Source organism: Peredibacter starrii (assembly GCF_034259205.1).
Taxonomy (GTDB): domain Bacteria; phylum Bdellovibrionota; class Bacteriovoracia; order Bacteriovoracales; family Bacteriovoracaceae; genus Peredibacter; species Peredibacter starrii.
In genome coordinates, this window is record NZ_CP139487.1 from 1571574 (window position 1) to 1594919 (window position 23346).

The following is a 23346-nucleotide window of genomic DNA, read 5'->3' on the forward strand; positions in this document are numbered from 1 at the left end:
AACAAGCCCACCCTCATAATTTTAGAGTCGATAAAGGAAGCGGAATGTTTGTTGTGCTAGTGTTCCCAATCAATGAAAAAGTTAAACTTCATTTTTATATTCATTTTTTTCATCTCCTTTAAAGCTTTTGCCCTTGATGTTGCAGTCATTGGCGCAGGAGCTTCTGGCCTTACTGCTGCTCATTATCTTGCTAAGCAGGGCCACAAAGTAACGGTGTTCGAGAAGAACAATAGAGTAGGTGGAAAGGTCTACACAACAAATCTTGATGCAACAACGATTGAGCTTGGTGGCCTGCTCGTGACTCCCGGTTTTGTTACGATAAATGAATTGATTAAAATCTATGGTCCGAGGCCTCGAGTCCTCCCTTCAAAGATTCAGTTTTTGAATAAGAAAAATCAATGGAGAAATTTCAAAGGTTATTCGGCTCTTGGACCAGTAAGGACTTTCATTCAGTACAAGAGGTTGATGCGATCTTTTAAAAGGTTTCCTGAACTCAATACACCTCATCTCGTTTCAGATATTCATCCTGATCTCTTTATGCCACTTACAGATTTTGCCCGGAAGTATGGCTTCTACGAAGTCCTTCCACCTTTTGTGATGAGCTTAAGTGCTTCAGGTTATCTATTCCCTGAAATCGTGCCGGCCTACTATGCCCTGAAACTTTTCAAGACAATTGCACCTGTTGGGATTGAGGCCTATGTGGATACTGTTCTTCCTTTCAGCTCACCATACATTAATGGACTTCGCTATTTTAAAGGGGGCTTTACTCAGCTTTGGGAGAATGTTGCGAAAGATTTGGATGTGCGATTAGAGGAGGAGGTGATCTCTGTTCGAAAAGGACAGATTGAAACTTCTAAAGGAATTTACTCCTTTGATCGAGTTGTGGTTTCGGTAAATCCTCAATCAGCACGGTTATTTATTGATAAACCTACTACCGAGCTAGAAACTTTCGCCTCTAATTTGAAAAAGCATCGCTTCCTTGTGACGGCCATTAAAACTTATGACCTTCCCAAAAGTGCCCATCGGTCCTACTTCTTCTATAAGCATATGAGTTTGAAATACATCAACCATATCCAATCGATGGTTAACTTCTGGGACAATTCCAAGCTCTATGTGACTTATCAGACTCTGGATAATGAAATCACCTGGGAAGAGGCAAAGGAAATTCTTTTAAAGGATCTGAATGAGACTCTCGGAGTAAATGGATTTGAAGTTTTAACTCGTGTGGAGTGGTCTTACTTTCATCACATTGATGTAAACGGATATAGTCCTGAGGTTTCGGAGGCCATTAAGGGGCTCCAGGGTAAAGACGGAATTTATTTTGTGGGAGAGGCGCTGAACTTTGAATCTACTGAATCGGCGGCACATAATGCGAAATACGTTATTCAGAAGCTTTTTAACTAAGGCATCGGCTCAACATGACTCTCACCCTTACGTCCTAAGTAATCCACTTTTCTGCCATCCAAATAAACAATGTAATACACACATCCGGCCACAGTAATCTCATGCATGAACTGACGATATGTGATCCGTCCCGCCTGCGATTTTGAGATGGCCTCTCTTATTTTCTCGGCCGAAAACTCAACCGCGGGTTTATCAAATGGGTGAGGGAACTTCGCAGTAAAGGTCTCACCACTTTTGTGGTAGTAGCGAGTTTCACTCATGACGATATCGACGTGATAAGACTCGATACCGTCTTCATGAAGAAGTTTTACAATCTGCGGAAAAGACAACGTCTTGTTCAAAGAACCAGAGACGATGTCTTTCAGCATTTGAATATTCATTAAAGGCCCAGTTGTTGAGCAAAGAACGTATAGAAGGCAGCTACGTACTTAGAGCTTTCACGAGCTGAACCACTGGCACGTCCGTGACCACCCCATTCTTTATTATAAAGAAGGATTGGAGCGTCCGAAGTATTATACTCTTGAAGACGAGCTAGATACTTATACGAGTGCATTGGAACTACACGGTCATCAAACTCCGCCGTCATAACCATTGTCGCTGGATATGGGCGGCGCTCAATATTGTGATACGGAGATAGCGGGAAGATCGCACGGAAGTCTTTCTCAACAAAAGGATTACCATAGTCTTCAGTCCAGTATTTACCGGCCGTGAATAGCGTGAAGTTTAATAGATCCATTACACCAACGATGGGAATCGCGGCCTTGAATGTATCCGAGTGACGCTGAAGAGTTCCGGCAGTCAAAGTACCACCGTTAGAAGCACCCATCATTCCGATGTTATCAGCTGAAGTCCAACCAAGGCGGAAAAGTTCCTTCGCAGCTAGAGCAAATGAATCCCAAGAGTGAATTCTGCCACCCACACGAGCAACCTGGAACCAAGAGTTACCAAGGTCAAGTGAACCTGGAAGTGTCACAACGACGAATGACCCACCTTTCTCCATCCAAGAAAGTGATTCATACATACCGAAGGCCGGAGTGATCGCTGATTTGAAACCACCGTAGCCGTAAAGGATGGTCGGTGTCTTAGAAGTGAGCTTAACACCTTTCTTACGAACCACCCACATTGAAGCGCGCTCGCCATTAGAGGCCGTGTAGTAAACTTTATCAAGATCAAGTTCGATTGGATAAGATTGGGCGGCCAGAACTTTAAGGTCTAGTGTCTTAAGATCATATGAATAAACTTTACGAGGCTGAGTATAAGTCTCAAAGCCAAGTTTAAGCACACCGTCTTTAGCACTCACGAGATCAATTGTTCCATCTTGAAGATCAATCATCTTCATCGATTCTGTAATTGAATTGTAGATACCGGCAACATGAGCACCATCTTTAAGACCGATGATGAAAGTTGAAGCTAGATCAAGAGTCTTTGCTGACTCAGCTACGAAGTCCTGTTCTTTAACGAAAAGACGACGTGAACCATCACGAAGGCGAAGTTTATATAGCTCGCCGTAGTTAGCGTTCTTGAAAGAGCGAATGGTTGCTTCGGCCTCTAGATCGCCTTGCATTTCAATAATCTCACCATCAACGATGTGACGGTTTGTTAGTTTACCAGTTGAAAGCTGAAGTGAACCAATGAACTCATCAACCTGAGCGTAGAAGTTTTTACCAACCTGATGGATCGTAAGATCCGAACTCGCCGATCTTCCTGAAAGAAGAAGTTTATCTTCACTTTGGATTTCTCCAACCGTGTGCTTGAAAAGAGCAGGGCGACCGCCACCAATGTTTTGGTCCATGTCCGAAACGTAGTAGAAGCTATTATCATCGGCCCATGTGATGAACTGATAGAATTTTACCATCAGGATATCAACCAGTTTATTATCAGACTTCTGCGTGATGATGACGCGAGAAAGGTCACCGTTACCTACAGTTTGAGTTTTTACTGCATAAGTAGCGCTTTCAGTTTTAGGTTCATTTGATTTAAAGTTTGAGCTTTTTGTTTCCCACTTAATGAAACGCTTCTGGGTCATATTTTCATCAAACGGAATAGGAAGAGCGAATTTAGGCTCGGCCGCATCTGTAAGTTTTGTCTGTTCAACTTTTAGTTTGCGAAACTCAAGCGTGCGAGCAGCGAAAGCGTCCGATAGATTTGCATCCAAGTAATTATTTGTAACGGCTTTCTGTTCTTCAATCCAGCTCCACAAATCAGGATCAGATGGATTCTCCATCCACTTGTAGTGATCTTCGATCAAAACACCAAAACGAGTTTCAACCTGAGGGATCTTTTTAGCAACCGGATACTCGATATAAGCGAGGGCGGTTTGAGACAACATAAGAGCACAAATAATTAATGATTTCATAGGGTTCTCCACTGGGGGAAGGTTTTATCGCTCAGGGCGTTTTAGGTCAAGAAACTCTTGTTTTATAAGGCGTTGAAATCAATTGATTCTTGATTTCTAATCAAATGTTAATTGCGGATTAGGGTCTAAATCAGAGGGTAATCCAGTGATAGATTGGACTCAGCTTTCAAAGGAGCTTTTATGCAAATGCCACAAATAGGATTAGGAACATTTCGTTTAAAAGGTGACGATGCTTACAATTCGGTCAAGACAGGACTCGAAGTTGGTTACCGTCATATCGATACGGCCCAAATTTACGATAATGAAGAAGAAGTAGGGAAGGCACTCACGGATAGTGGATTACCTCGAGCGGAAGTTTTCGTTACCACTAAAATTTGGAACTCAAATTTAGGGAAGGAGAATCTCATCCCATCACTCATGGAGAGTCTTCGTAAGCTTCAAACCTCATACGTTGATCTACTTCTCATCCACTGGCCATCAAAAGAATTCGCTCTTAAAGAAACACTCGATGAGTTAATGAAGGCCAAGGCACAGGGTCTAACGAAAGAAATCGGAATCTCAAATTTTCCGATCAAAGAAACTCAAGAGGCGATTGATCTCATCGGTGCAAATAACATCTACACCAATCAAATTGAGATTCATCCTTTCTTACAAAATAAGAAGCTTGTGAACTTTTTAAATGAGAAGGGCATCCGAGTTACAGCGTATATGCCGCTCGCTTATGGAAAAGTCATGACGGATGAAACTCTTAAATCAGTCGGAGGCATTCACGACGCAAGTCCGGCGACAGTTTCAATGTCGTGGTTATTGGATCAGGGATTCACGGTCATTCCGTCTTCTACAAAAAGAAGTAACCTCGAGAACAATCTGAAAACGAGAGTTAAATTCCTCACAAGTCAGGATGCCATTAAAATTCAAAGTCTCGATCGAAATGAGCGTTTAGCTCAACCGGAATTTTCTCCGAAGTGGGATTAGGTAAGTAAAAGATATTAGGGAAAGGCAAATAATTTTACCTTGATCATGAGAGTGATGTTTAGGTAAAATACGGACATGAACAAAGCTCGTTCATTTACGATCCTTTCCCTAATTGCCTTACTCTTCGTAAGTGTCTGTGTTCATTTCTATAATACTGAGTCTTATCTAAACAACGAAAACCTGGCGAAGAAAAGTCGCGACTATGACCGCGATGGTGAGAAGGAAAGAGATCAGTCTCAAGCTCCTGAAGCGTTGAAGGTTGCTCAACTTAATATTCTTCCAACTGCTGCTCATATTGTTCCTGTTTCATTCGTCGTTTCAGAAAAATATCGTATTCCAGTGAAGTCTGATTCTAATTTCTACTCTCTATTCGTCCTCTCTATTTTTAAACCACCCATTTTCGTTTAATCCCCTTATTTTCCAGTTCTAAAATTTATTAAACTCACGACAGGGGGTTGTTGTGTTGTACCCATTCGGTATGCGTGTCATCGCATGCGTGGTGACGGCATGGCTTTACGCGAGCGTCTCGTTCGCGGCAGGTTCCGTTTTAACTTTGGCAGAAGCCGAAGCACTATTTACTAAGAATAACTTTAATCTCATTGCTCAAAACTACGGGGTAGAGATTGAGAAGGCATTAATCATTCAGGAAAAGCTTTGGGACAATCCTGAATTGTCGGTGGATCAAAACATCTATAATAAATCCACTAAGAAGTACTTTGATACAACGGCCACAGGACAGAGCCAGGTATCGATTACTCAACTAATCTATCTTGTGGGCCAAAAGGGGAAGGCCGGTGAGGTCGCGACTTTCAAAGCGAAGTCAAAGGAAGAGGACCTTTATGATTTAATCCGAAGACTTAAACTTGAACTTCGCTCCAACTACTTTCAGTATCACTACAAAACGAAAATTTTGGAGTTCTATGCTGAAAGTTTAGACCACTTAGAAAAGACACTTGAGACGGCGGAGAAGAACTTCTCGGCAGGTTACATTACTTTGACCGAAGTCATGCGTATCCGCAGTATGGTCTTTTCAATTGAGTCAGAGAGAAAAACTCTGGTGCTTGAAGTGAAGAAGCATCTGGAAGATCTAAAAGTTCTCCTCGGAGGACATGATGGAGATTTCCAAACCGAGATTGCTGAGTCTTATGAGGTTCACGATTATCGTCCTGACATCGGAACCGTCGATTCTTCAATGAATAAGGCCTATGATTCAAGGCCGGATCTAAGGTCGATTGCTTTTTTAAGGAAGGCCGAAAAATACAACCTCACACTAGAGAAGGCACGTGCCATTCCAAACCTGAGGCTCGGTGGAACTTACGATCGCGCATCTAACTACATTAAAGACTACTATGGGCTCTTGGTAAGTTTTGAGATTCCAATCTTTGATCGAAACCAAGGGAACATTGCGGTCTCTTCGGCCCGTCTTAAGTCTTTTGAGGCCCAGGAAAAACAACTTCAACTTGAGCTTGAAAGAGAAATTCGTATGGCCCATACACGGGCAACGGAAAATATCCTTCTCTTGAAGAAGTACAAGGGACGTTTCCGTGACGGCTTTGAGAAGCTCACGGCCATTCTAAATTCTAACTATCAAAAGAAATACATTAGTGTTCTTGAATTTTCCGATTCCTTTGAGGCCCTAAGAAACTCAGTGACTCAATACCTTCTCTTAAAAGCAGAGAGACTGGAGAGTTTAGAGAATTTCAACTTCGCGGTTGGGAAAGAAATTGTGTCACTAAGTCACGCACCTAAGGAAGATTAATATGAAGAAGTTCATTTTTTTATTACTTATCATTACGGCATGCTCTAAGGAGACGCCGGATAATACATATTCAGTAGAGAACAACCGTCCTGAACTTTCAGCTGACAAGAAAACCATTATCTTCCCGGAGAAAGCTCAGGGCTTAAAACAATTCACCCGAGTTGCAGTCGGGAAGAAAGGCGAGTTTATCTCTGTGATTGCTCCCAGCCGAGTGATCGCTGCCATTTTTCCTCGTAAGGGACAAGACCCTAAAGTGGTGTTCGAGAACTCTGAGCTGAACGAAATTTACTATAACTATGCTCAAGCGACTCAGAATCGTAAGAACTATGAAAGAAACTATGAACGTCTGCAAGAGATGCACAAACAGCAGGCAGCGACCGTTAAAGAACTAAGAGACGGTGAGAGAGATCTGTTGAACTCTCGTTATTCTGAGATTGAGTTTCAGAACAAGGTTCGTGCTCAAGGTTTTGATCCAAAGTTCCTCTCAAATAAGTCAGATACAGTGATTCTGGTTTCAGATATCCCTGAAATTCAGATCAATCACGTAGAAATGGAAGAAAACGTTGATGTGTATTTTAACTCTTATCCTCAGGATAAGTTTTCTGGGAAGGTCATTCATATCGGCGAGGTGATTGATCCTGTCTCGAGAACCTTGAAGATTGTGACCTCCCTTCCAAATCTCAATGGGAAATTCCGTCCGGGAATGTATGCCAAGATTGAATTTGGTGACTTTAACTCGGAGGCGCTGAGTTTACCGCTGACATCTCTTTTTACTGTTGATGGAAAAAACTTTGTCTTCGTAGCAGTGAATGATCATTCATTTGCTCTAAGAGAAGTGACACCTTCGTTTTATGGTGATCAGACGGTTGGCATCTACAGTGGACTTAAAGAAGGCGAGATGGTCGTGAGCGAGGGGGTTCTTTTACTGAAAAGAATCATCTTCGGACACTAAGGGGGAAGTATGATCAATAAATTAATTGATTACTCCCTTAAGTGGCGGATACCGACACTTATAATAGGGCTAATCATTTGTGTGATGGGTTGGATTTCTTGGGTCTATCTACAAAAAGAAGCTTATCCGGATGTCGGTGATACTCAGGTAACTATCATCACGACTTATCCAGGAAGAGCGGCCGAAGAAGTTGAACAACTGGTCACGAGACCACTTGAGCGAGAGCTCAATTCGGTTCCAAAGAAGATTGTTAGACGTTCGAAAACCATTTTCGGTCTCTCAGTGATTCAGATCACGTTTGAAGATGGAGTCGACGATTACTGGGCCCGCCAACGAGTTTTAGAAAAAATTGCCACGGCCGATCTTCCTGAAGGAGTAGAACCTGAGCTTGCTCCTTTAACAGGTCCAACCGGTGAGATTTATCGTTACGTGCTTGAGAGTACGCAAGGTCACTCGGCGATGGAGCTTAGAACGATTCAGGACTGGGTAGTCATTCCCAAACTTCTAGAGGTGTCAGGTGTTGCTGATGTTTTGAACTTCGGTGGTTTCTCAAAGCAGTACCACGTTGTGACGACACCTGAGAAACTTTTCTCGGTGAATATGTCTCTTGCTGACATCATCAAGGTCATTCAGGAGAACAACGTCAACACTGGCGGTAATATTTTAAGACAAGGAGATCAGGGCTTTGCCGTTCGTGGCATGGGTGCCATTCGTACGATTAAAGACATTGAGAATACTCTAGTGAGTGCTCATGATGGTATTCCCGTCATGGTTAAGCACGTTGCGAAGGTCGAAGAAGCCGCGGCTTTTCAGGCGGGGATTCTTGGATTTGCACTTAAAGATGACAAAGGAAAAATTGAGACCGAGGATCAAGCGGTTCAGGGTCTTGTGGCCATGCGAAGGGGCGAGAATGCGTCTTCCATTCTTGAGAAGTTAAAGACCCGAATTGATGATATTAATGCCAGTGAACTACCTCCAGGTGTGAAGATCAAAGTTACTTATGATCGTGGTGAACTTGTTGATTACACCATCAGAACCGTTACCCATACACTTTTTGAAGGTGTATCGATTGTGGCGATCGTTCTATATTTCTTCCTAGGAAGTGTGCGCTCGTCTCTGGTGGTAGCAGTTACCATCCCGCTCTCGATGCTTTTTGCCTTCTTCATGATGAAGATCTCCAATATTCCGGCAAACCTTCTTTCATTGGGGGCGATTGATTTCGGTATCATTGTCGATGGTGCGGTCGTGATGGTGGAGAACATCATCCGGCGATACAAGTCTGCCTCAGATGAAGAACTTGAGCGAGGGATAATTCCGCTGACTTTTGATGCCGCTAAAGAAGTGGGAAGTGAGATTTTCTTCTCAATTCTTATTATCGTTATGGCCTATATCCCGATTTTTAGTTTCGAGCGCGTGGAAGGAAGGCTTTTCCGTCCTATGGCAACGACACTTTCTTTTGCAATTTGTGGTTCGATGTTGTTTGCCCTGACAGTGATTCCGGTTCTCATGACTTTCTTTTATAGAAAATTCGCTGAGACTAAGGACAGGTCACTGCTGGAAGAGGACAACAAGATCTATCACAAGCTTGAAAAGCTTTATGAGAACTCCATTAGGTTTCTGGTTGATCGTTCTAAAAAAACCTTGGTCTGGGGAAGTACGTTAGTTCTTGCAGTGACCTTAGTTGGTTGGAGTCAGCTCGGAACGGAGTTCTTACCGGAATTGGATGAAGGGGCGATTAACATTCGTTGTTTCTTCCCAGTGGGATACTCTCTTCAAGGCGCCAATAAGCTAGTTCCAAAAATTAAAGACACTCTTATTCAGCATGATGAAGTTCAACTCGCCATCACTCAGCTCGGACGAAACGATGATGGTACTGATCCTTACGGGCCAAATCGTCTAGAGATTCTTGTGGTGCTTAAAGACTATAAGGATTGGAAGAAGAAGGTCTCGAAGAAAGAGTTCCTTGGAAGTCTCAAAGAAGAGTTAAGTGCTAAGTATCCGGGACTCACGTTTCTCTACTCGCAACCCATCATGGATAACGTGACGGAAGCGGTGACAGGAAGTGTGTCGGATCTCGCGGTTCTCATTAATGGGCAAGATCTTACGCTGATGCGTGAAATCGCCAAGAAGACAATTGCTGTGATTGAGAAAATTCCTGGTGCGACTCAAGTGGGTGTTGAGCAAGAGCCTCCTCAGGATCAGTTACAAATTTCCATCGATCGTGAAGCAGCTGCTCGATACGGCGTGAGTGTCGATGATATTCAGACTCTGATTGAAACGGCCATTGGTGCAAAACCAGTGAGTACTCTCTACGCTGAAACTGGAGAGCGATTTCCAATTGTTACTCGTTATTCAGGTGCTTACCGCCGAGATATTCAACAAGTGAAGAACTTAGTGGTGATTCCAGAGAAAGGAACCGCCAAAATTCCTCTCTCTCAAGTGGCGAATATCAAATTCAGTCCTGGTCAGACCATTATTCAAAGACAAAACGGTCTTCGCCAAATTTCTATTCGTATCAATATTCAAGGCCGCGATCAAGGTGGCTTCGTGAAAGAGGCGAAGGAAAAGGTGAAAGAAGCGATTGAACTTCCTCACGGTTACAAAATGGAGTGGGGCGGACAGTATGAAAACTTAGAACGAGCGAGTAAGAAGCTTATTGTCGTAATTCCACTCACAATTCTTCTTATTTATGGAGCTCTCTTCCTTCATTACCGTAACAATCGTGAATCACTCATTGCCATGAGCTGTATTCCGTTTGCCTTAATTGGAGGGATAATCGCTCTTTTACTGAGAGGTTACAACTTCAACGTATCTTCGGGGGTTGGATTTATTTCTCTCTTCGGGATTGCCACCATGTCAGGGGTTCTTTTCGTTTCTCGCCTGAAAGATCTAAAAGAGAAGATGGATTTAAAAACAGCTGTTTTAACTGGAGCAATAACTCAGTTTAAGCCACGGCTCATGACCATTCTTTTAGCAGCACTTGGACTTATCCCGGCAACTATGGCACAAGGAGTGGGTTCTGACATTCAAAGACCATTAGCGACAGTAATTGTCGGGGGACTGGTTACGAAACTTGTTCTCGCTTTGTTTGTTCTTCCGTCGCTTTATTACTATTTTTACAGGGAGAAAAATCATGCAGATGATAAATAATCTCTTTTTAACTTTGACACTTTTACTAGTGAGTTGCGCGAGTAATTCAAAGTATCAGGCAGTGACAATGGCGGGGCCTTTAACCACGTATGCTCGTGGCGACCATCGCATTGATGTGATTTTAATTAATGGGGGATTGAAGATTTGTCCTCAGGATGAGGGCGAAATCCGAAATGGCTTCTATAGCCCTATTCGTTCTAAATCAAATTACACCTTACGTTTTGAAAGACAAAGGAATTGTTTTTGGGCCCCTATGAACATTGATCGTAAGAAAAGTTATCGCGTCTATGTCATGGTTGAAGAGCTAAATAAGGGGCCAAGAGAAGTTATGTTTGAGTTTTAAAGCCATGAACTGAAGTGAAGAAAGTATTTTTCGATTTTCCCTTTTGCTGTTGTGTATTCGGGGCCAGGACTAGATTCTTGGCCCTCTTTTATCTGCTGATCTTCCTGTGAGTTGAATGTTGTAGGAAAAGGCTTACCGGAAGCATCGCTATCATTCCCATTAAAACCGCCATTTCCATAAAATTCCTTTTCCATTCGAGGCCTCCCTGCCGTTGTTCGAGTCACCATCCTGGTGTGCTCTGTTGGAATCCCTATAAGCAGGTTCTGTGCCAAGTTTTTGTGACTGGAAATCAGCTATTTAGAAAGGGGCTTATATAGGTAGATTCAAAATGGGACTGGTGCTTAAGAATTCTTGGTTAAGAAAGGGGACTGGTTGGGTCGAAAAGGACACCATGATGTTCTCATTTACCAAGAAATGTCCTCATTGCTCTCAAAAGTTAAGCTTTGAGCCTTATGATGATTGGAAGGAAGAGATACATTGCCCGTACTGTGATCATTTAGTGGAGTTCACATGCACTCAAGATAAAATTTTGTTAGTCTTTTTAGTAGAGGTTTGGGTAATTTTTTTATTTGATACGTTTCTTCCATTTCCTGCCTCTGTCTCATTTCTATTTTTGGGAACCTTGTACGTAAGTATTCCACTATCAAAATTGAAATTAAGAAAAGGTGAACCTGAGTCATTTCAAAAATATTATTTGCTGTTAATGAAAATGACAGTGTTCTCTTTTGTTTTATTGGGGGCCATTTCTAAGTGGTTCGGAATGGTCATATGACACCAAGATACTTCCCAATCGCCAAATCCAGCCATCTCTTATAACCCAATCCATCCCTCGCCACATACCCCACATGGCCACCATGCTTTTCAATATGAACCACAGTTGTTGGAGAGTACTGAGCTTCCCGATAATCTTCGATCCCAATAAATGGATCATCCTCGGCCGTAATAATCACGGTTGGGATATTAATCTTTGGCAGATACTGCTTGGCCGAACAGGTCTCATAATAATCAGCTCGATTTTTGAATCCACCCAATGGTGCCGTATAACGTTCATCAAAATCGCGAAGGTCTTTGACCAATGAAAAGTCACCCACATCCTGCGGACGATTAACTTTCATGTATCTTTCAAGGTCATTGGTGAAGCGCTTATCATAGATCTTATTCAGACCTTTCCCCAACTTAATCGAAGCACGATCAAGATTAATCGGACCATTAACTGCTATAGCGAAATCCGGTTGTACTTCTCCGCGAACACTGGCAGCGAGGAGAAGTAGAGCATTCGCACTTAGACTAAATCCGATAGCAATATGTTTATGATTTGGCAGCATCTCTCGCCCGTAAGCGATTACCTTGGACAAATCCTCAGAACGTCCTGAGTGATACGGCTCAACCGCAAGACCGGCACCCAATCCACAACCTCGATGGTTATTTATAAAAACGTGATGGCCCATTTTCCTGGCGAGTATCGCTGCTCTTTGAACGTATGCTGAATCTGCACTTCCACCAAGTCCATGGAAAAGGTAAACGACTGTTTGAGACGAGCCTTTTAGATAAGTCGAATGAATTCTTTCAGTCTCTTTCTCTAAGGTCACATTGATGTGAATTCCATCCTCGGTCACTTTCTCAGAAGGTAAAAGATAACCCAGAATAGTTTGAAGATGCCCAGTTCTGGCCCATAAAGGTGGCAAGCATGGTGGAATTGACCGCTTAACTTCTTTTAATGACTCAATAATACTTTTTTCCATATCGAATATTATTCATCTAAGTAGATGTAGTCGCAAGAATACAGGAGTCGAAAACTTAATTTTATCTTCAGAGAGAGGTCCTTCTGTTCTTATAAAGCAGTGGCCTTTGTAAAATATAAGGCCAACCACTAATAACTGGGTTTTATGGAATCAATTTTAACGGCCTATTCGAATAATCAAGATGAGGACAAGGCATGCGAAGAGCTCTCTCAGAAACTGCATGGAAAAGATGCGAAGTTAAACTTCCTTTTTTGTTCCCGTTCTTATGATCCGGCAAAAATGTCTGCTGCGTTCAATAAGCACTTTAATGCCTCGACGATAGGTAGTACCACTGCTGGAGAAATTTCTCCTGAGGGGTTCTCAGACGATAGCATTGTGGGCATTTCCTTTCATGGAGATGAGTTTGAATCTGATTTAATTTCGATTCCCGATCTTAACGATGAAAATGAAGAAGCTATCATTGATCTAAAAAAGCAATTCCATGCCATTCAGGCACGCCACGAGAAGTCTCTAAAAACAGGTAAGACTTTTGCCGTACTCTTAATTGACGGTCTTTCTGTACAGGAAGAAGAGTATGTCTCTATTATTGATGACATCCTGAAAGGAGTGCCACTGATCGGTGGTTCTGCCAGTGATAAACTTGAGTTCAAATCGACCCTCGTTTATTCAAATGGTGTCCTTCAGGAAAACACAGCAACTTTGGCGATCATTACAACCACCATCCCATTCGAGATATTCAAAGTTCAGCACTTTATGGAAACGGATAAACGGTTTGTCATTACAAATGCCGATCCTAAGACGCGTACTGTTCATGAAATTGAAGGTTATCCTGCGGGACAGTTTTATGCAGATCTTTTAGGTGTACAGCTTTCTGATTTGAGCCCGACTGTTTTTTCAAAGAATCCTGTTATGCTCAAAATGGGCGACGACTATTATGTTCGAAGCATCCAAAAGATGAATCCCGATCTTAGTTTGACCTTCTACTGTGCAATTGACAGTGGTCTGGTGCTAAGACTTGGATCATTAAAATCCCTGCATGAAACAACGAGTGATTTCTTTATGGACCTGGCCAATAATCTGGGTGGTTTCAAGACCTGTATATTCTTTGAGTGTATCCTACGTCGTTTAGAAATTATGGAGATGTCACAAGAGGAACGGGATCGCATAACTGAGTTATACAGAAAAAATAATGCCCTGGGGTTTCATACTTTTGGAGAGCAGTTTGGAGGAGTTCACGTTAATCAAACCTTAACTGGAGTGGCGTTTGGAAAAAGAAGAGTCTGAGAAAGTCGAACAACTCTTAAAAGAAATTGAGCGACTTAAAAAAGTTAACTCAGCCCTAATGGACCGAGTGGAAGGTAGACTCTCTTCGGGGAAAGGTCCGTTTTCTTTGTTTGAGAAAAACGTCAATCTGGCCTCACAGGTCAAAGAAAGAACCATTGAATTAGAAGAACTGACTCTTGCCTTGAAACATGAGAAGAACAAACTCTCAGGTATCATTCAAACTCTTCCAGGTAGTATCATCATCTTCAACAAGAATTTCCACGTTGATAGTTCCTTTGATACTTTGCTTGAAACCAGTTTTATTCCCAAGCATGGACTTGTACTGGGAGAAGTCGTTGGTGAGGAATTAAGTGAGATTGTTAAGAGTCATGTTAATAGAATAGATAAGAACCATGAAGTTGTACTTTTTGACTTCTTCACCGAAATTAATGGCAGGGAAGTCAGTTATATGTGTTCGGTCTCTAGCCGCGATCTTCATCAATATATCCTTTACATCCAAGACAATACTGAAAAGTACATGCAGGACCGAGTGATTAAAAACCAAGAAGCGAAGATCCTTCAGTCATCGAAGCTTGCTTCCCTTGGGGAAATGGCCGCAGGAGTTGCCCACGAAATTAATAACCCCCTTGCCGTGATTGATGTGGCAACTGAAAGTCTTAAGAAGCAGATCAAGCGAAACAATATTAACAATCCATCCATCATCAATATGGTGAATGTGATTGAGTCCACGGTGGCAAGAATTTCTAAAATCATCACGGTGATGAGAACCATCTCCAGAGAAAGTCCTAACTTCCATAAGGAAGATGTTTTTTTAATGGATATTATCAATGATGTTTTTGCTCTTTGTGCTGAGAAGTTTAAGCACAATAGTGTTGATTTAAGATTAACCATACCGCCATCAATGCTTAAGCATGTCATCTATTGTGATAGGATCCAAATCTCTCAAGTCCTTTTGAACCTACTCAACAATGCCTTTGATGCCATTGAAGGGGATAAGGGTGCATGGATCCACGTCGGTTTTGTAGATAATCTTACTCACGACTATATTCAGGTAGAAAATAGCGGAAAACGCATCCCTGAAAGCATTGTTCCTAAGATTTTTAATCCTTTCTTTACTACTAAAGAAGTGGGGAAAGGTACCGGGCTCGGTCTTTCTATTTCAAAATCTATTATGGAAAATCATTTAGGCAGCATAGAACTTGCGGCCACAGAACACACTCGTTTTGTATTGAAACTTCCGAAGCGATCGTCTTTATGAATTTGCGGCAGCGGCCTCAAGTTTCTTGAACTTTAAACCTGATCTGATGAGAAGATCTTCGACAGTGCTTTCAAAGTCGACTTCTGTATGGATGGTATTTCCTCGAACGATAATCTTAGTGCCCATTGCTTTAACAATAGAATCTTGAATACGACGTCTTTTAAAATCCGGCTCGAGCTTGTCCAACTCAAATACAACTTTCATGCATGCTCCTGATATTAAATATTATCAAGGCATCTCTAAATTAGGGGAACACAAGAAAGCTTAAAAAATGCTCCAAGTGCTCACTTTTACTAGTCTTCAGAAACCACAGGGACTTCTTTCTCAGCAACTTCGGCCAAATTCAGCTGGCCAAAAATCCAGGCAGAAGTACAGGTAAGTGCACCCATACAGAAAAAGGTCATATGGAATGCTCGAAGCATTTCATGGTTAGCAAGAAAAGTTGAAAGAAGAGAACTGGCGGCAGCGACTGAGAAACTCATACTGAGCATTTGAACCATTGAGAACATTGTATTGCCGTGACTCGAAAGACGTTTCTCCAAGTCTTTCATCGTAAGAGTATTCATGGCCGTGAACTGCATAGAGTTGAAGGCACCGAAGATAAAGAACTGGAGCATGCGAAGATACTCATTACCAAAATTACTCGTGAAGTAGAAACTTGCAATACCAATACCAACGAGAATGGTGTTGCCCATAAGGAACTTGCGATAACCGAATCGGTTCACCAAAGGCAGTACAACTTTTTTCGCCAGGATCGCTGCAAAGGCAAGTGGAAGCATGGCCATGCCGGATTCCATCGGAGAGTAGCCAAGACTTGTTTGCAAGAACAGTGGCAATAGGAAAGGCATACACCCTGTACCAATTCGCGCGAAGAGATTTCCCAAAATACCAATGCTGTAAGTTCTAGTTTTGAACAATTCCAGAGAAAGAAGAGAGTCGTGATTTTTGGCCGCTTTCAAGCCATAGGACACGAGTGAAGCGAGGCCAAAGATAAATAAAAAGAGGATCACCCCATTAGAATATTGTTTCTCAGAAATTGCATCGAAGGCCACAGACACACACACCATGAAGATGGCGAGTTGTAAAAAACCGAGGATGTCGAACTTCCTCTTAATAATGAAATCATCCTGAGGCATGGCCTTGTAAGTAGCAAAGCAGCCAATGATCCCAATTGGAATGTTAATAAGGAAGATCCAATGCCACGAAAAATATTGAACGATCCATCCACCAAGAGTTGGGCCAATGAGTGGTCCAATCAACGCTGGCATGGTCACAAAACTTAGGGCCGGAAGATATTTGTCGCCAGGAAAAGCGCGAAGTACGGCAAGGCGACCAACCGGTAACAACATCGAGCCACCCGCGCCCTGAAGGACACGCGCGAACACTAACCAATTAAGCGTTGGTGCCATGGCACACATTAAAGAACTCAATGTAAATGTAATGATGGCGCCGAGATAAACACGTTTTGTTCCAAAGCGATCAGTGAGCCAACCAGATAAAGGAATTAATACTGCAAGAGTAAGAGCGTAGCTGATGATCACGAGCTGCATAGAGAAAGGACTTTTCCCCAGGTCTCGTGCCATTGATGAAAGGGCCGTGTTAACGATAGTTGAGTCGAGGGTTTCCATAAAGAAACCGATGGCCACGAGCCAGAGAAGTGTCCTGTCTGATGAGGAACTTTTCATGCTCACATCCTACTCCTGTTGTTGCCGTCCCACAATCGTAGGATTATATTTTCTTTGTGACACTTGCACATTTCATCATACCGATTGCTGCACTTCTTAGTTTAACTCCTTGGATTTCATCTGGTGTCGCTCTTGTTATGGGACTTGTGATTGCTCTTTCCATCGGCAATCCTTACATTTTAAAAATAAAAAACTGGACCCATAAACTCCTTGCCATCTCAGTAATCGGACTAGGGGCAGGAATGGATCTCGGAGTAATTGCAAAAGCAACAAAGGATGGATTCGCTTTCACAGTCATCAGCATCTCAGGCACATTTATCGTTGGAATGATTCTCGGAAAACTTCTTAAAACAGAAAAAGATACTTCATTATTAGTTACAGTCGGTACTGCCATTTGTGGTGGCAGTGCCATCGCTGCTGTCGCCCCCGTTATTCGGGCCAAGCATCATGAGGTCACGGTTTCTCTTGGAATTGTGTTCTTATTGAATGCTGCTGCTTTATTTATTTTTCCAGCAGTAGGGCACTACTTTCATTTAACACAATGGCAGTTTGGCGTCTGGAGTGCACTTGCAATTCACGACACGAGTTCGGTTGTAGGCTCTACACTGCAATTTGGAGCTGAGGCCCTGTCAATTGGAACAACCGTAAAACTCACTCGAGCTCTTTGGATCATACCGGTTGCGATGATGGTGAGCCTTTGGGGTTCTAAGACGAATAAAGAAGAAAACGGTGAGAAACAAAAGGCCAAGCGTCCTTGGTTTATTCTGGGCTTCATTATTGCCGCAAGTCTTGTGACTTTCTTTCCTGAATTAAAACCTGTTGGTCACTTTGTTGAAGGTCTATCAAGAAAGCTGATGGTTCTGACACTGTTTTTTATTGGGTCCGGATTAAATCGCGAAACCATTCGCAATGTGGGAATCAAGCCATTTATTCAAGGTGTGGTTCTTTGGATTATTGTGGCGGGAACTTCGTTGTTCTTTATTAGTTTAAGTTAAAACTGTCGCTAATACTGAAATCAAACTCTCATCATAGAACTGACCGTTCTTTTCAAAAAATGGATCAATCGCCTGTGCGGCCAAAAGATTTTCTTCAAAACAAAAGTGATCAAAAGCATTCACCATACTTAGGATCTGATAGGTGAGTGGCTTCTTGAAGAGATTTACTTTCTCTGGATAGCCGCGGCCTTCACCTTTTTCTTCGTGAGCAGCAATCAGACCTAGAATTCTCGGATTGATATAAGGTTTACCGGCCAGCATATCAGCACCATCCTGAGGATGGTTCTTGTATTGTTTTTGCTCGGCGGGAGTGAATTCTGCCCATGGTTTCATGTAATTGAACTTCAGACGATTCTTTCCAATATCATGAAGAAGAGCGGCAATACCAAGTTCAAAAATTTCCGTCTTATCTTCGAGACCCGCTTTTGCAGCCACTGCCAGGCAAAGACTACTGACGGTAGCAGCATGATGGTTATTATCCATCGATACTCCAGCAGAGGCGAGAATGCTCTTTAAAGCACCTTTCTCCGTGGATAAGAACTCGCTCACTTTTTCGAATTGTTTTTTCTGCTTATTGAAGCCAGATTCAGTTTCAAGAATTCGCTCAGCGTTTTCAGCGGCTGTGATAAGAGAGTCGTGAGCAATGGAGCCTTTCGAAGCGATATCGAGATTGCTGTTTTTAAGAACTGAAAGTCCGCTTTCCAGATAAGAAAGGTAGGCATCTTCGTCGGCCGTCTTGATAAAAACCTTTCTCACACCATGAGATTTAAGCTTTTTCTGACGTTCTCCTTCAAGTTCTTCGTTACAATGAATATAATGAACGTACCGAGTGGTTAATTTTAGATATAAATCAAAAGTTATCGCCTCGTCTGGACGAATAGTATTTAACCGGACTGGAAAAAAGTCATCAAGCATTGGAGATTCTCTTGGAGCAACTCGATAAGGAAATTATAGAGGCTTTTCAGAGTGAAGCAAATGAACTTCTTAAAGAGCTCAAAGTAGTGGTCGAACAAATCGAAGACTCGGGTGATGTATTTCCTAAGACCCTTCTGGAGGAATTCGCCAATAAGACCGATCGTCTAATGGGAACAGCGAAAACTTTCGAGGCCATGTGTCCGGGGCACAAGGTATTTTTTCAGATCGGGAAGTTCTGTGAGCTTTGTAAGGCCACAGGTTACAAAGCATCTACCCTGAATCATCTTCAACTAATTCCAATATTTTCGGCCTTTTGGGCGGATACACTGGACATGCTGGAAGAGCTTTGCAACAACATTGAGACAGCAGAGAAGGTAGAAGAGGTCACTCGCTCATTTGCCCCTATGTTACAAAAGCGTTTGATTTGGCTCGCTCAGCAGATTGTTTCCCTGACCAAAGGGGCCAATGCTGATCAGGCAATCATTAACGTCGATGGTCTCTTGAAGAAAATGGGAATCGACGTTTAGTTACCGGAGTAAATGTGTCCGACTTTAAAAATCTTGGTTTAAGTAATGAGCTTGCGCAAAATTTAGCGGAGCTAAAATATGTATCTCCAACTCCGATTCAATCTGAGGCCATTCCTTTAATACTTAAAGGTCATGATCTTTTGGGAATTGCCCAAACTGGAACGGGAAAATCTGCGGCCTTTTTACTTCCAATTATTCAGCAAACAAACAATTGTGAAGTCAGAAAAGCTGAGCCCTTGGTGTTGATCCTCGCGCCAACTCGCGAGCTATGTATTCAGATTGATGAGTCCATTCAGGCCTATGCCAAAAATCTCTCATTAAAAAGTTGTGCGATCTTTGGTGGAGTGGAGCAAGAAGGACAAGTGAAGCGCTTACAAGAAGGAGTGCAGATTGTTGTTGCTACTCCGGGACGCTTACTTGATTTGGTAGAGCAGAAGTTGCTCCGTCTGGCAAAGGTTGAATCATTCGTTCTGGATGAAGCAGATCGTATGCTCGATATGGGTTTCATTGATGATATTAACTTTATCCTCGAGAAACTGACCGAGCGAAAGCAGACGATGCTTTTCTCTGCGACCATGCCTGCTGAAATTCAGAAACTCGCTTCAACAATTCTTCGCGATCCTAAGACGGTAGAGGTAACTCCAGTTTCATCAGTCGCAAAGAACATCGAGCAGAAGGTCATCTTCTGTAAAAAAACAGAAAAGTTTCAGTTACTCAAAAAGATTCTGAAGGAAGAAGAAATTGAATTGGTTCTCGTTTTTGCGAAAACCAAAAACATCGTTGATAACATCGTTGAGTATCTTGCCCAAAACCGAAGGGCAGCACGTGCCATTCATGGTGATAAAACACAGGAAGAGCGTGAACGAGCAATTCTTCACTTTAAAGAAAAGGTCGTTAAGATTCTTGTGGCAACAGATATTGCCTCACGTGGAATTGATATCGATGGTGTGAGCCACGTTATTAATTTTGATATTCCTATCGATCCAGAAAGTTACGTTCACCGTATTGGAAGAACCGCTCGTGCTGGTAAGGCCGGGATCGCCATTTCATTTTGTGATGAAGAAGAAAAGCCGAGCCTGGAGAAAATCCAAAAACTTTCGGCCATTAAGTTCAAGACTGAGAAATTCCATGGCGGCGGCGGTGAAGGCTATAAAGTCAAAGCAGTGGCCAAGAAAACCACAGCGCCAACTCCCGGAAAAAGTCAGGAAAAGAACGCTTGGCTTGATCACTCAAAGCGCCAAACACTTCAAAGTGATGGGTCTAAACGAGTGCATCCTGGTATGAAAAACAATAAGAAGAAAAGAAGATAGAGTTTTTGAGTCGGAACTCTTGCGCCTAAATTGATGAGCTTAACTTAAAACAGTGAGCTATCATTTCTTATGGCAAGAAAGACTATCTATACCATCGGTCATTCTACACATCCCACTCGCGAGTTCATGAAGATTCTGAAGAGCTACGGCATCGAGCTCTTAGTAGACGTAAGGCACTATCCAGGATCTCGGCACTGTCCACAATTCGGAAAAGCTCGCTTAAGAAAGAATCTCGAAAGAAATGGAATCCAGTATAAGCACTTACTGGCTTTAGGCGGAAGAAGGAGAGTGGATAAGGAATCCGAGCTCAATGTGGGATGGAGAAGTCCTCAGTTTCGAGGATATGCCGATTACATGCAGACACAGGAATTCAAAGAGGGATTGAAAGAACTCATGAATCTCGCCTCAAAATCGAAAGTCGCCATTATGTGCTCTGAAGCAGTTCCCTGGAGATGCCACCGTTCTATGATTGGAGACGCTTTACTGAGCTATCGCTTTCTTGTGTTGGATATCTTAAGCGACAAAATTGTTCGACCTCATAATTTAACATCATTTGCAGAAGTTCATGGCAAAATTATTACTTATCCTGAACAAGCAGCTTAAAAAGCTATTTCTTCCTTTTTGAACGATGGACCTGTACATCCTCAATTCTTTTCTCTGTCTTTTTATGATACGCAAGCAATTCCTTGTGGACCTTGTCTAACTCTTCGTCACTTAGTGCCTCCAGTTCGATCATTTGATTTCTAGCATGTTTATTTGCCCGTATGAGTTCATCAAGTTTCAGGTGAATCGCGCGAGCATCACGATTTTGTGTATTTTGAATCAGGAAGACCATTAGGAAAGTAATGATGGTAGTACCCGTATTGATGATGAGTTGCCAGGTGTCTGAGTAACCAAAGAATGGACCCGAAAAAATCCAGGTAATAATAGTGAGGAGGGCCACACCGAATGTGTAAGGGGAACCGCAGATTAATGAGACTTTAGAGGCGAATTTATGAAAACGATCTTTCATTCTGAAACTTTATGTTATGCTGAAACTAAGAAGGAATACGCTATGCACGTAACACATGATTCTACTGCACCTGCTTCTCCCAATATCACTTTCGAGGACTTCTTAAAGGTTGATATTAGGATCGGAACCATCATTTCTGCCAATCCATTTCCTGAGGCCAGGAAACCGGCCTATCAACTCCTGATTGATTTTGGTGGAACTATTGGTAAGAAGAAATCCAGTGCTCAAATCACAACTCAGTATTCTTTGGATGAATTGGTAGGAAGACAAATAGCGGCCGTTGTGAATTTTCCACCAAGGCAAATTGGAAAGTTTATGTCAGAGGTCTTAACTTTAGGTTTTCCAAATGAGAATGGGGAAGTGATCTTGTTCTCACCAGATAAAGCTGTTCCCAACGGCGCCCGCTTATTCTAATAAAACGGCACCTGTACCTTTCTTGGAAAGTTTATCGAGCGGATTTCTTAGAGGGCACTCTTTAAGTGAAAGGCATCCACATCCGATGCAATGATTGAGTTGATCTCTCATTAGAGTCATTTTCGCAATTCTTTCATTGAGATCTTCTTTCCACTTTTTTGAAAGCTTCTGCCAATCCTCACCAGTGGGCTGACGATTCTTTGGCATTGTATCCAAAGCATTTTTGATGGCCTCAAGAGGAATGCCCAACCCTTGTGCAACTTTGATGAGAGAGATGATCCTTAAAACATCTCGTTTAAAGCGACGTTGATTTCCTTTGTTTCTACGGCTACTGATAAGACCTTTTTCTTCATAAAAGTGTATGGCGGATACAGCGACGCCTGAGCGTTCTGCGACTTCTCCAACACTTAGCTCAGCTTTGAGAATTTCCTGATCAAATTTGGCCATAAATATCCTTTGACCTCAAGTTAACTTAAGGTTCTATAATCTGCACACAGTATAAATCAAATAAGGAAGTTCCTAAATATGAATAATCATCAACTGAGTCTACTTTCAACTCTCATAGGTTCTTTATTGATTAAGGATGATGAGGAAGGAAAAGACATCAACGATAGAGAGGCCCCGACTGTTTTGCCGGAGCCTGATGAAACTTAGTGTTTAATTTCTTGAAGAACTTCTGATTTCAATTCGGGGTTCTCCGTACCTTGAGCAAGGTCTTGTAACGAGACAATGCCAACAGGCTTATTACCATCAACGACTAAAAGTCTTGAAATTTGCTTGTCCTCCATAATTCTTGCCGCTTCTGTAACATCTTTATCTTTTGCAATGGCAATAAATTCTGGAGACATGGCCTCAGAAATGGCGCCGTCTAGCGAGGCCCCATCAGCGACACACGAAATGACAATGTCTCTGTCTGTAACAAAGCCCGCCGGTTTTTCATTGTCATAGATTGGTACTGCACCAATATCATTGTCCCTCATCAGTTGAGCGACAGTCTTAATTGAGTCAGTTACTTGTGCAACAGTAACTCCCTCATGCATAACTTCTGATACCAACATAAAACCTCCTATTTATTTTGTATCTGGAGTGTCCTGAGGTCCTGAAGATCGTTTTACACCTCCAGCTCCTCCTGATTGGCCACTACCTGTTCCCACTGATTTATTACTATCGTTTGTTGGTTTAGTTTTTTGATCTTTAGCATTATCCATAAAAACCATCCTTGTTTTATTGGCCCAGAATGAAGGATGCAATAGGAGTGCCATGAA

26 protein-coding genes are annotated in these 23346 nt (G+C 42.3%); 15 read left to right on the forward strand and 11 right to left on the reverse strand.

Annotated features, from left to right (window positions below; translation table 11 throughout):
- The first annotated feature begins 72 nt into the window (after nucleotides 1-72).
- Nucleotides 73-1404, forward strand: coding sequence for a protoporphyrinogen/coproporphyrinogen oxidase (locus SOO65_RS07910; RefSeq protein ID WP_321399112.1), 1332 nt, complete (start codon nucleotides 73-75; stop codon nucleotides 1402-1404).
- Here SOO65_RS07910 and SOO65_RS07915 read toward each other — a convergent pair.
- Nucleotides 1401-1784, reverse strand: coding sequence for a DUF1398 family protein (locus SOO65_RS07915; RefSeq protein WP_321399114.1), 384 nt, complete (start codon nucleotides 1782-1784; stop codon nucleotides 1401-1403). The genes SOO65_RS07910 and SOO65_RS07915 overlap by 4 nt on opposite strands.
- Nucleotides 1784-3760 carry a prolyl oligopeptidase family serine peptidase gene (locus SOO65_RS07920; RefSeq protein WP_321399116.1) on the reverse strand — a complete coding sequence of 659 codons (1977 nt, stop codon included), beginning with the start codon at nucleotides 3758-3760 and terminating at the stop codon, nucleotides 1784-1786. Before SOO65_RS07920 ends, SOO65_RS07915 begins: the two co-directional genes overlap by 1 nt.
- Nucleotides 3761-3940: 180 nt before the next feature.
- On the opposite strand from SOO65_RS07920, the gene dkgB reads away from it, so the two are divergent.
- From dkgB to SOO65_RS07950, 6 genes are all read left to right on the forward strand, one after another.
- Entirely contained in the window at nucleotides 3941-4735 is a 795-nt protein-coding gene (gene dkgB, locus SOO65_RS07925; RefSeq protein WP_321399119.1) for a 2,5-didehydrogluconate reductase DkgB, read from the forward strand.
- Between the two features lie 75 nt (nucleotides 4736-4810).
- Nucleotides 4811-5143: a hypothetical protein gene (locus tag SOO65_RS07930; RefSeq protein WP_321399121.1), complete on the forward strand. Its 333-nt coding sequence runs from the start codon at nucleotides 4811-4813 to the stop codon at nucleotides 5141-5143.
- A gap of 52 nt (nucleotides 5144-5195) precedes the next feature.
- Entirely contained in the window at nucleotides 5196-6494 is a 1299-nt protein-coding gene (locus tag SOO65_RS07935) for a TolC family protein (protein WP_321399123.1), read from the forward strand.
- A gap of 1 nt (nucleotide 6495) precedes the next feature.
- Nucleotides 6496-7446: an efflux RND transporter periplasmic adaptor subunit gene (locus SOO65_RS07940; protein WP_321399125.1), complete on the forward strand. Its 951-nt coding sequence runs from the start codon at nucleotides 6496-6498 to the stop codon at nucleotides 7444-7446.
- A 9-nt stretch (nucleotides 7447-7455) separates the two neighbouring features.
- Nucleotides 7456-10596 carry an efflux RND transporter permease subunit gene (locus tag SOO65_RS07945; protein ID WP_321399127.1) on the forward strand — a complete coding sequence of 1047 codons (3141 nt, stop codon included), beginning with the start codon at nucleotides 7456-7458 and terminating at the stop codon, nucleotides 10594-10596.
- On the forward strand, nucleotides 10580-10939 hold the full coding sequence (locus tag SOO65_RS07950; protein WP_321399129.1) for a hypothetical protein: 360 nt from the start codon (nucleotides 10580-10582) through the stop codon (nucleotides 10937-10939). The genes SOO65_RS07945 and SOO65_RS07950 overlap by 17 nt, the downstream gene beginning before the upstream one ends.
- On the opposite strand, the gene SOO65_RS07955 is transcribed toward SOO65_RS07950, so the two are convergent.
- Complete coding sequence (locus SOO65_RS07955) at nucleotides 10936-11133, reverse strand: hypothetical protein (protein WP_321399131.1); 198 nt, start codon at nucleotides 11131-11133, stop codon at nucleotides 10936-10938. The genes SOO65_RS07950 and SOO65_RS07955 overlap by 4 nt on opposite strands.
- 570 nt (nucleotides 11134-11703) lie before the next feature.
- On the reverse strand, nucleotides 11704-12681 hold the full coding sequence (locus tag SOO65_RS07960) for a YheT family hydrolase (protein WP_321399133.1): 978 nt from the start codon (nucleotides 12679-12681) through the stop codon (nucleotides 11704-11706).
- Nucleotides 12682-12825: 144 nt separating this feature from the next.
- On the opposite strand from SOO65_RS07960, the gene SOO65_RS07965 reads away from it, so the two are divergent.
- Together SOO65_RS07965 and SOO65_RS07970 are read left to right on the forward strand one after the other, a co-directional pair.
- Nucleotides 12826-13965 carry an FIST signal transduction protein gene (locus SOO65_RS07965; RefSeq protein ID WP_321399135.1) on the forward strand — a complete coding sequence of 380 codons (1140 nt, stop codon included), beginning with the start codon at nucleotides 12826-12828 and terminating at the stop codon, nucleotides 13963-13965.
- Complete coding sequence (locus SOO65_RS07970) at nucleotides 13946-15223, forward strand: sensor histidine kinase (RefSeq protein WP_321399137.1); 1278 nt, start codon at nucleotides 13946-13948, stop codon at nucleotides 15221-15223. The genes SOO65_RS07965 and SOO65_RS07970 overlap by 20 nt, the downstream gene beginning before the upstream one ends.
- Here SOO65_RS07970 and SOO65_RS07975 read toward each other — a convergent pair.
- Together SOO65_RS07975 and mdtD are read right to left on the reverse strand one after the other, a co-directional pair.
- Nucleotides 15218-15427, reverse strand: coding sequence for a hypothetical protein (locus tag SOO65_RS07975; protein ID WP_321399139.1), 210 nt, complete (start codon nucleotides 15425-15427; stop codon nucleotides 15218-15220). The two genes, SOO65_RS07970 and SOO65_RS07975, sit on opposite strands and share 6 nt — an antisense overlap.
- Before the next feature lie 89 nt (nucleotides 15428-15516).
- Nucleotides 15517-16908 carry a multidrug transporter subunit MdtD gene (gene mdtD / locus SOO65_RS07980; RefSeq protein WP_321399141.1) on the reverse strand — a complete coding sequence of 464 codons (1392 nt, stop codon included), beginning with the start codon at nucleotides 16906-16908 and terminating at the stop codon, nucleotides 15517-15519.
- Between the two features lie 56 nt (nucleotides 16909-16964).
- On the opposite strand from mdtD, the gene SOO65_RS07985 reads away from it, so the two are divergent.
- Nucleotides 16965-17903 (forward strand): YeiH family protein, encoded by a 939-nt coding sequence (locus SOO65_RS07985; RefSeq protein WP_321399143.1) that lies wholly within the window; start codon nucleotides 16965-16967, stop codon nucleotides 17901-17903.
- On the opposite strand, the gene SOO65_RS07990 is transcribed toward SOO65_RS07985, so the two are convergent.
- The gene (locus SOO65_RS07990) at nucleotides 17895-18818 is read right to left on the reverse strand and encodes an HD-GYP domain-containing protein (protein WP_321399145.1); all 924 of its coding nucleotides are present in this window, start codon (nucleotides 18816-18818) and stop codon (nucleotides 17895-17897) included. The two genes, SOO65_RS07985 and SOO65_RS07990, sit on opposite strands and share 9 nt — an antisense overlap.
- A gap of 11 nt (nucleotides 18819-18829) precedes the next feature.
- On the opposite strand from SOO65_RS07990, the gene SOO65_RS07995 reads away from it, so the two are divergent.
- The 3 genes from SOO65_RS07995 (at nucleotide 18830) to SOO65_RS08005 (ending at nucleotide 21258) form a co-directional block, all read left to right on the forward strand.
- Nucleotides 18830-19345: a hypothetical protein gene (locus SOO65_RS07995; RefSeq protein ID WP_321399147.1), complete on the forward strand. Its 516-nt coding sequence runs from the start codon at nucleotides 18830-18832 to the stop codon at nucleotides 19343-19345.
- Nucleotides 19346-19359: 14 nt separating this feature from the next.
- The gene (locus tag SOO65_RS08000) at nucleotides 19360-20655 is read left to right on the forward strand and encodes a DEAD/DEAH box helicase (RefSeq protein ID WP_321399149.1); all 1296 of its coding nucleotides are present in this window, start codon (nucleotides 19360-19362) and stop codon (nucleotides 20653-20655) included.
- A gap of 69 nt (nucleotides 20656-20724) precedes the next feature.
- The gene (locus SOO65_RS08005; protein ID WP_321399151.1) at nucleotides 20725-21258 is read left to right on the forward strand and encodes a DUF488 domain-containing protein; all 534 of its coding nucleotides are present in this window, start codon (nucleotides 20725-20727) and stop codon (nucleotides 21256-21258) included.
- Nucleotides 21259-21262: 4 nt separating this feature from the next.
- On the opposite strand, the gene SOO65_RS08010 is transcribed toward SOO65_RS08005, so the two are convergent.
- Nucleotides 21263-21667, reverse strand: a complete 405-nt coding sequence (locus tag SOO65_RS08010) for a low affinity iron permease family protein (protein WP_321399152.1) — start codon at nucleotides 21665-21667, stop codon at nucleotides 21263-21265.
- A gap of 42 nt (nucleotides 21668-21709) precedes the next feature.
- Here SOO65_RS08010 and SOO65_RS08015 point away from each other — a divergent pair, with 42 nt between their 5' ends.
- Entirely contained in the window at nucleotides 21710-22081 is a 372-nt protein-coding gene (locus SOO65_RS08015) for a tRNA-binding protein (protein WP_407677006.1), read from the forward strand.
- On the opposite strand, the gene soxR is transcribed toward SOO65_RS08015, so the two are convergent.
- A complete protein-coding gene (gene soxR, locus SOO65_RS08020; protein ID WP_321399154.1) occupies nucleotides 22073-22528 on the reverse strand; it encodes a redox-sensitive transcriptional activator SoxR in 456 nt (151 codons plus the stop codon). The two genes, SOO65_RS08015 and soxR, sit on opposite strands and share 9 nt — an antisense overlap.
- Nucleotides 22529-22606: 78 nt before the next feature.
- Here soxR and SOO65_RS08025 point away from each other — a divergent pair, with 78 nt between their 5' ends.
- On the forward strand, nucleotides 22607-22735 hold the full coding sequence (locus tag SOO65_RS08025) for a hypothetical protein (RefSeq protein WP_321399156.1): 129 nt from the start codon (nucleotides 22607-22609) through the stop codon (nucleotides 22733-22735).
- Here SOO65_RS08025 and SOO65_RS08030 read toward each other — a convergent pair.
- Nucleotides 22732-23139 carry a CBS domain-containing protein gene (locus SOO65_RS08030; protein ID WP_321399158.1) on the reverse strand — a complete coding sequence of 136 codons (408 nt, stop codon included), beginning with the start codon at nucleotides 23137-23139 and terminating at the stop codon, nucleotides 22732-22734. The genes SOO65_RS08025 and SOO65_RS08030 overlap by 4 nt on opposite strands.
- Nucleotides 23140-23151: 12 nt before the next feature.
- A complete protein-coding gene (locus tag SOO65_RS08035; protein WP_321399160.1) occupies nucleotides 23152-23343 on the reverse strand; it encodes a hypothetical protein in 192 nt (63 codons plus the stop codon).
- Nucleotides 23344-23346: the final 3 nt, after the last annotated feature.